Below are 6,697 nucleotides of genomic sequence, written 5' to 3' on the forward strand. Positions count from 1 at the left end.
CGGACGGCGCGGACGTCAGCGGCGGCCGAGGAGCCGTCCCAGGAAGCCCGGGCGCTGCGGTTCGGGGGCCGGTTCCGGTGCGCGCTCCGACAGCGTGCGCCCCGGCCCGCGATCCGGCTCGGGCCCGGGCGCGAGGTCCGGCGCGGGGCCCAGGCGCCGGGCGTCGGTGGCGTCCTCGGTGTGGATGGCCGCCCGCGCGAGGTCGCGCTCGGCGGGCGACACCCAGGGCGCGGCGAGCACGAGGCGGCACACCGAGCGCAGGATCGTCACCTCGCGCACCCGCCGGGCGTCGACGCAGTAGTGCAGCCGCCGCCGGAGCTGCGCGGCGATGTCGGCGCGGGCCTGCGGGTGCGTCCAGCCGATCGCGACCAGCGCGAAGCCGGCCGCTTCGACGACCCAGTCCTCCGGTCCGAGCAGCAGGTCGAGCAGCACCCGGCGGCGGTCCGACTCCGGCCACGGCTGGTCGGTGCGGTGGTGGGCGATGCCGAGGCAGGCGAAGGCCTGGACGGCGCGCACCCACAGCTCGGGCTGGTGCGCGAGCAGGGCCCGGCCGAGGTCGTCCTCGCGCGGCATCGGCGGGTGGACCAGGACGCCGAGCAGGTCGTCGAGCGACAGCCCGGCGAGGCGGACGGCCTCGTCGTAGGCGGCCGGGACGCTCGGCCAGACGATGCCGGCGGTGGCGCGGACGAGTTCGGCGCTCGCCGGCGCGGGCGGGGCGACGGCAGGCCTGGGGTCGGTGCCGTCCCAGTCCCAGACCCGGGTGGTGGTGGCGGTCGCGGTGAGCGGCCGCCGGAGGTCGGGCTCGGCGACGGACCGGTAGACGACGGTGCAGCGCGGCAGCGCCAGCCGGACGGCCAGCTGCGAGCTGGGCGGCTCGAGGGCGGAGACGCCGCAGTCGATCACGGTGCCGCGGCCGGTGCCGGGCGCCGCGAGGAGCCGGTGCAGCAGGTTGACGGTCGCCTCGGACGTGCCGGGGACCATGCCGAGCCAGGGCTCCCGGTGGCTCAGCCGCGCCAGGAGGTCCTGGGCGTACGCGTGGTCGGGGTGGTCGCGGTGGTGGTCGGCGAGGCCGAGCAGGTGCACCGGGTCGCCGTCCAGGGCGTGGCGCAGCCCGTACCGGGCCGGGGCCGCCTTGGGGTGGTCGGGCTCGGTGGCGAGCACCCGGTCCAACCAGGACAGGCCCTCCGTCGGGCGGCCGAGGGTGGCGTACAGCTCGGCGACGTCGACGGCGAGGTGGCTGCTGGAGTCGTCCCCGTCCGGCGCGACCCGGGCCAGCTCGGCCTCCCAGACGGCGAGTGCCCGCTCGGGGTGGCCGTCGGCGCGCAGGGCGTTGCCGAGCATCACGGCGGGCAGGTAGCCGGGAGCCGCGCGGTGGGCCCGCTCGGCCAGCTCGACGGCGCGGGTGGTGTCGCCGAGGCGGCGGGTCAGACCGGAGGCCATCGCCAGCAACAGCACGTGGTCGCCGTGGCGGGCCAGCACGGCCAGCACGAAGACGTCGAAGGGCCGCACCGCTTCGGCCAGTTCGGCAGGGAGCGGGTCGGGCAGCGCACCGGCCGCGCGGGCCGCCGCCCGGGCGACGACGTCCGGGTCGACCAGGCCGGGCAGGTCCTCCCGGGCCAGCCAGGCGGCGTGTGCCCAGGGACGGGCCGGCTCGTGCTGAATGGCGGAGGCGAGCAGGCCGACGGCCGCGTCCCAGTCTCCCGCCGCGGCCTCCACGTGGGCGCGGCAGACGACCGTGCCGAGGTACACCTCGCCGTCCACCGGGAACAGCGCGCGGGCGGCCGCCGGGCCACCGGCGGCGGCGCACAACTCGGCCAGCGCCTCGTGCAGTTCGGGCAGCTGGGGGTCGGCGAGGATGGCGTCGGAGAGGTGGCCGGCGGCGTGGCCGAGCTCGCCGGAGTCGATCGCCAGCCGGGCGATCGCGACCTCACCCTCGGCCGCCGACCGCTCGTCACCCACGTCGTCGTGACCGCCCACGCCCTGCCCCCCGGGTTGCGTCGCCTCGCTCCGAAGGAGGCTATCCGGTGCGGGCGGCGGTCCGACGATCACCCCGACGGCGATCCGCGCCCAACTCCTCGATCGGATACGAGTCTTACGAGTGGTGCGGTCGCGGCCCGCTGCAGCTGACCGGACGGACGACCCCGCACGACGCGATCGTCGGCAACAAGGGCTTCGGCGAGACCGTCCGCAGCATCAACGGCGCCCTGGAGTGCGACGGCAAGAACCCCGACGAGCGCGACGACCGCATCAACCTCCACAGGCAGTTCGTCGGCACCCTGGGCACCGACGTCGGCGGCGGCAGCATCTCCTGCTGAACGCGCGGGTCCGGGGCGGTTCGCCCGGGACGCGACCGCCCCGGCATGCTCCGGGAGTTTCCGCGCATGCCGCGTCTCCACAGGTCAGAGGGCCGACCACCCGTATTTTTGCCACCACCGGGCCGACGCTACGATCAGCCCGGCTCACCGGGCCCCCGGGTGGTCGGGGGCGAGCCGCTCGAACGGGGGCTCAAGGATGGAAACCGACACGACCGGCACCGCCGACCGGACCGAAGGCATCGACGCCGCCGACACGGGCAACGACCGGACGGGCCTCAAGCTGGGGGCCGTGGTGGCACTGGTCGCCGGTGTCCTGGCCGGTCTGTGGGGGCTGGGGCTCCTCGACACTCCTCCGAAGCCGGAGGACAAGCCCGTCGAGTGCGCCGCCCCCGGTCCCACGGATCAGCCGGGGTACCCGACCCTGTGCGCCGCGCTCAACCGCCCTGACCTCCCGGCCCTGCTGGGTACGCCCGAGGACCGCGTCACGACCGCGCACCCGGCTCCCCTCGCCTTCGGCAAGGACGTCATGGTGGAGGTGCGACTGAAGCACACCGTCGTGAGCCTCATGGACAGCAACACCTCGGTCCAGGACATGATCGGCATGCCCCAGTTCTTCGCCAAGCCGGCCACCGTCCTCGGTCACCCCGCCGTGACCTACTCGTCCAGTGCGACGGTGCTCGGCCCCGAGATGAAGTCCGGCCCCTCCACCCGCAACCTCGTCGTCGCCCAGGACCCGAAGGCCCCCGGCGGCCGGGCCTTCGAGCTCGCCGTCTTCCGCCAGGACGGCCTGACCCCCGACGAAGCGGCCCTGAACCGCCTCGCCGAAACGGTGCTGCCCACCCTTCCGGGCTGGGTCGCGACCCCGTAGCCCCCGCAGCGGATCGGCGCAGGAGGCCGGCCGGGCCGATGTCCTGCGCCGGAGCGGCCGCCGGCCGGGGCCCGGGTGGCGGGGCCGGCGGCGCCACCGTCCATCTGAATATTTCAGAGGGAGAAATATTCAGGTCGACGAGGATGTTCCGGTAGGCGTCGGCGCGGGAGGTCCGCGCGAGGCTGGAAGGAGTGCAGCGCCGTGCGCGTCGAGATCTGGAGCGACATCAACTGCCCGTGGTGCTACATCGGCAAGGCTCGGTTCGAGCGGGCGCTGGAGGCGTTCCCGCACCGCGAGGAGGTCGAGGTCGTCCACCACTCCTTCGAGCTGGACCCGCGCGCCCCGCAGGAGGCCCGCCCGGTCGTGCCGCTGCTCGCGGCCAAGTACGGGATGAGCCTGGAGCAGGCCGAGGCCGCGGAGGCGCGGATCGCCGAGAACGCGCACGCCGAGGGCTTGCCCTACCTGCGCGAGGGCCGGGACGCGGCGAACTCCTTCGACATGCACCGCCTGCTGCACTTCGCTGAGGAGCACGGCCGGCAGGGGCGGCTGCTGGACGCCCTGTACCGGGCCAACTTCGCCGAGGAGCGCTCGGCCTTCGACCCGGGCCGACTGGTCGAGCTGGCCGTGGAGGCCGGGCTGGACGGCGAGGCCGCGGCCGCCGTGCTGGCCGATCCGGAGGCGTACGCCGAGGCGGTCCGCGAGGACGAGACCACGGCGAGCGCGATGGGAGCGACGGGCGTGCCGTTCTTCGTCCTGGACCGCCGGCTCGGCGTCTCGGGCGCTCAGCCTGCAGAAACGTTCACCCTCGCCCTGGAGCAGGCCTGGGAGACCCGGGTCGCGTTGCCGCTGACGCCGCTCGGCTCCGGGGAGTAGCGGTCGACGGAGCAGGAAGTCGGCCGGGCCGACTTCCTGCTCCGGGGTGATCAGCGGTCGAGGGAGAGCAGGAACTCCGGCCGCAGCCGCCAAGGACTGCCGTCCTCGGTCTCGACGTAGTAGACGGGCCCGACATGGCCGCCGTCACGGTCGTCAGGCTCGATGACGCATCCGCGGACCACACCCCGGGTGCCCAGGACCTCCGGCCCCAGGTGCCCGAGTTCCGGACGGGGCGGATCCGGGGTGGTCAGTTCCACCCGCTCGCCGTGGGCCAGCGCGGCCTGCTCGGGCCAGGAATTCGTCATTCCGAGAGGCTAAGCCACTCCCGCCGGACGGTTTCAGCCCACACCGACCCCGTTGGTCTGGGAAAGGGGGAAGCAGCTGGGAGTCTCCTTGGTCAGCGAGATCTCCAGACTCCCGACGGCGTTCGGGTGGAGCGCGTCCTTGGGGGCGGTGTCGAGCAGCAGCAGGCTCTCCCCCGGCGGGATGGCGGCGGGGTGCAGGATCGAGATCCGGCCGTTCGCGGGGTCCAGCGACATCACCGACTCCAGTCGGCTGCTGTCGGTGGCCACCGGGGTGTGGCAGGAGGCCGAGGGCGTCATCACCAGCGCGGGCACGCCCACCGAGCGCAGGGCGTCCTGGAGCCCGGACCACTCGGCGCCGATCAGCTGGAAGGAGACGGTGCCGTCCTGGTGAGGGGTCACCGCGTAGGAGGCGGTGGTGAGTTGCACCGCGGTCGAGCCGCCACCGGCCGCCGGGGAGGCCGTGATGCCGGTCCGCGAGGCGCGGGACTCACCGGTGACGCCGCCGTGCGGCACCAGGACGACCGCGGTGGTCGCGGCGGCCAGCCCGAGCCCGGTCGCCACCAGCCTGCGGGTGTGGCGCGGCCGGACCCGGGCGGTGGTGCCCGCAGCGGGCAGGCTTTCGGCACGGGCGGCGAGTTCGGCGCCGAGCTTCTGCCGGAAGTGCAGGGGCGTGGTCACGAGGCGACCTCCAGGAGAACGTTCACGGACGTACTGGTCGTGCCGGTCTGCGGGACGACCTTCTGCAATGCCTTGCGGGCCCGGTGCAGCCGCACCCGGGCGGTGGTCGCGCTGATGCCCAGCGCCTTGGCCGCCTCACGGACGGCCAGCCCGTCGACGGCCACCAGGTCCAGCACCGCGCGCAGCGGCTCGGACAGGGCGGCGTGCTGAACGGCCAGCCCACGGGCCTCGCGCTCCGCGTCGATGCGCTCCTCGATCGCGGACACGTCCTGGTCGTCCAGCAACCGCTGACCGGCGATCCTGGCCACCGCGTTGAGTTCGCGGACGCTGCCGCGGAAGTGCGAGGCCAGGACGTTGCGGGAGATGCCGTACAGCCAGGCGACGGGAACGCCGCGCCGGGCGTCGTAACTGTCGGCCTGCTCCAGTGCCGTCAGGAAGATGTCGGCCGTCAGATCGGCTGCCAGGTGGGCACTGTCCGTGCGCCGCGTGACGAAGCCGAGCACGGTGTCGAACTGCTGCTGGTAGAACACGGCGAACGCCGCCGGGTCACGCGAGGGTGGTGCTATCGGGTGCTCCGCTGACACGGATGACTCCTTGGGACGACGAGCACTGCCTTACGTCTCTACTTGGCTCCGCCGGTCCAAGGCGTTACACGCGACCCTTCCGGCGGCCCGGGAGAGGGTGAAACCGTGCATCGCGCCGACGACGCCGCCGAGTTGCACGCTCGCGCCGGCGGCCCCCACCGTGCGGCCAGGAACAGCGGGTCGTCCAGCAGCGGGTCCCCGGTGCCGGACTCCGCCGCCGAGTGCTCCACCAGCCGTCAGGCGGGCGCTAACCGGAGCGCGGGTTGAGGCGGGTGGCCGACCAGGGGGAGTTGCGGCCGGCGGCCTCGCGGTAGGCGATCCGCTGGACGGCGAAGAGCAGGCGGTAGAAGTTGAGGGCGGTCTCGGAGTCGTCGGCCGCGAAGCCCAGGTGGTGGATGAAGGTCTCCAGCTCGGACCAGTCGAAGTCGTCCGTGTAGGCCCGGATCCGGGGATCGGTGGGCTGCATGGGGTAGCGGCGCTTCACGCGGCGGCCTCCAGTTCGAACCAGACGACCTTGCCCTGCTTGCGGGGGTCGGCGCCGAAACGGTGGGTGAGGGTACGGACGAGGTGCAGGCCCCGGCCGGAGCAGCGAGACAGCGTTGCGGGGGCTCCCCAGCCGCGACTCATGGGGGCTCCTGCATCATCTTCTCTATCTACTTCAGTCGTGAAAGGCCCATGATGTCCGACCTCTTTTGGCAGAAGTCGTCATACAGCAACGCGGAGGGAGCCAATAACTGCCTTGAGATCGCAACCGGAGCTGAAGGCATCCGTCACCTTCGGGAGTCTGAGGATCCCTCCGTCGTCATTACCACCTCGACGGCCAAGTTCCGCGCCTTCGTCCTCGGGGCCAAGGCCGGCGAGTTCGACCACCTCGCCTAAGTCCCCACCACTCCCCCGCCCGCTCGCCGCTTCGGCAAGCGGGCGGGGGTCGTCCATGACCACCCCGGAAACGCGAAGAACCCCCATCCGGAATCCGGATGGGGGTTCTTCTCAAGAATTGTTCGGCGGCGTCCTACTCTCCCACAGGGTCCCCCCTGCAGTACCATCGGCGCTGTAAGGCTTAGCTTCCGGGTT

General features: G+C 73.3%; 10 protein-coding genes and 1 rRNA gene. 4 read left to right on the forward strand and 7 right to left on the reverse strand.

Features of this window, described 5'->3' with window-relative positions; all coding sequences use genetic code 11:
* Positions 1-15: 15 nt before the first annotated feature.
* Positions 16-1,977: a hypothetical protein gene (locus AB0Q99_RS27725; RefSeq protein WP_363576248.1), complete on the reverse strand. Its 1,962-nt coding sequence runs from the start codon at positions 1,975-1,977 to the stop codon at positions 16-18.
* A gap of 47 nt (positions 1,978-2,024) precedes the next feature.
* Here AB0Q99_RS27725 and AB0Q99_RS27730 point away from each other — a divergent pair, with 47 nt between their 5' ends.
* From AB0Q99_RS27730 to AB0Q99_RS27740, 3 genes are all read left to right on the forward strand, one after another.
* Complete coding sequence (locus AB0Q99_RS27730) at positions 2,025-2,315, forward strand: hypothetical protein (RefSeq protein ID WP_363576250.1); 291 nt, start codon at positions 2,025-2,027, stop codon at positions 2,313-2,315.
* Between the two features lie 196 nt (positions 2,316-2,511).
* On the forward strand, positions 2,512-3,183 hold the full coding sequence (locus AB0Q99_RS27735) for a DUF6215 domain-containing protein (RefSeq protein ID WP_363576252.1): 672 nt from the start codon (positions 2,512-2,514) through the stop codon (positions 3,181-3,183).
* 201 nt (positions 3,184-3,384) lie between these two features.
* Positions 3,385-4,056 carry a DsbA family oxidoreductase gene (locus AB0Q99_RS27740; protein ID WP_363576254.1) on the forward strand — a complete coding sequence of 224 codons (672 nt, stop codon included), beginning with the start codon at positions 3,385-3,387 and terminating at the stop codon, positions 4,054-4,056.
* A 50-nt stretch (positions 4,057-4,106) separates the two neighbouring features.
* Here the strand turns inward: AB0Q99_RS27740 and AB0Q99_RS27745 are convergent, their stop codons facing one another.
* The 5 genes from AB0Q99_RS27745 to AB0Q99_RS27765 form a co-directional block, all read right to left on the reverse strand.
* Positions 4,107-4,361, reverse strand: coding sequence for a hypothetical protein (locus AB0Q99_RS27745; protein ID WP_363576256.1), 255 nt, complete (start codon positions 4,359-4,361; stop codon positions 4,107-4,109).
* 33 nt (positions 4,362-4,394) lie between these two features.
* The gene (locus AB0Q99_RS27750; protein WP_363576258.1) at positions 4,395-5,039 is read right to left on the reverse strand and encodes a hypothetical protein; all 645 of its coding nucleotides are present in this window, start codon (positions 5,037-5,039) and stop codon (positions 4,395-4,397) included.
* Positions 5,036-5,623 carry an RNA polymerase sigma factor gene (locus AB0Q99_RS27755; protein ID WP_363576260.1) on the reverse strand — a complete coding sequence of 196 codons (588 nt, stop codon included), beginning with the start codon at positions 5,621-5,623 and terminating at the stop codon, positions 5,036-5,038. Before AB0Q99_RS27755 ends, AB0Q99_RS27750 begins: the two co-directional genes overlap by 4 nt.
* A gap of 247 nt (positions 5,624-5,870) precedes the next feature.
* Positions 5,871-6,107, reverse strand: a complete 237-nt coding sequence (locus tag AB0Q99_RS27760) for a hypothetical protein (protein ID WP_363576261.1) — start codon at positions 6,105-6,107, stop codon at positions 5,871-5,873.
* Complete coding sequence (locus tag AB0Q99_RS27765; protein ID WP_363576263.1) at positions 6,104-6,250, reverse strand: ATP-binding protein; 147 nt, start codon at positions 6,248-6,250, stop codon at positions 6,104-6,106. Before AB0Q99_RS27765 ends, AB0Q99_RS27760 begins: the two co-directional genes overlap by 4 nt.
* 51 nt (positions 6,251-6,301) lie before the next feature.
* Here AB0Q99_RS27765 and AB0Q99_RS27770 point away from each other — a divergent pair, with 51 nt between their 5' ends.
* Positions 6,302-6,502: a DUF397 domain-containing protein gene (locus AB0Q99_RS27770; RefSeq protein WP_363576268.1), complete on the forward strand. Its 201-nt coding sequence runs from the start codon at positions 6,302-6,304 to the stop codon at positions 6,500-6,502.
* A 120-nt stretch (positions 6,503-6,622) separates the two neighbouring features.
* On the opposite strand, the gene rrf is transcribed toward AB0Q99_RS27770, so the two are convergent.
* A 5S ribosomal RNA gene (rrf, locus tag AB0Q99_RS27775) occupies positions 6,623-6,697 on the reverse strand; the annotation flags it as partial.

It is taken from the genome of Kitasatospora sp. NPDC086791 (assembly GCF_040685975.1).
Taxonomy (GTDB): Bacteria; Actinomycetota; Actinomycetes; order Streptomycetales; family Streptomycetaceae; genus Kitasatospora.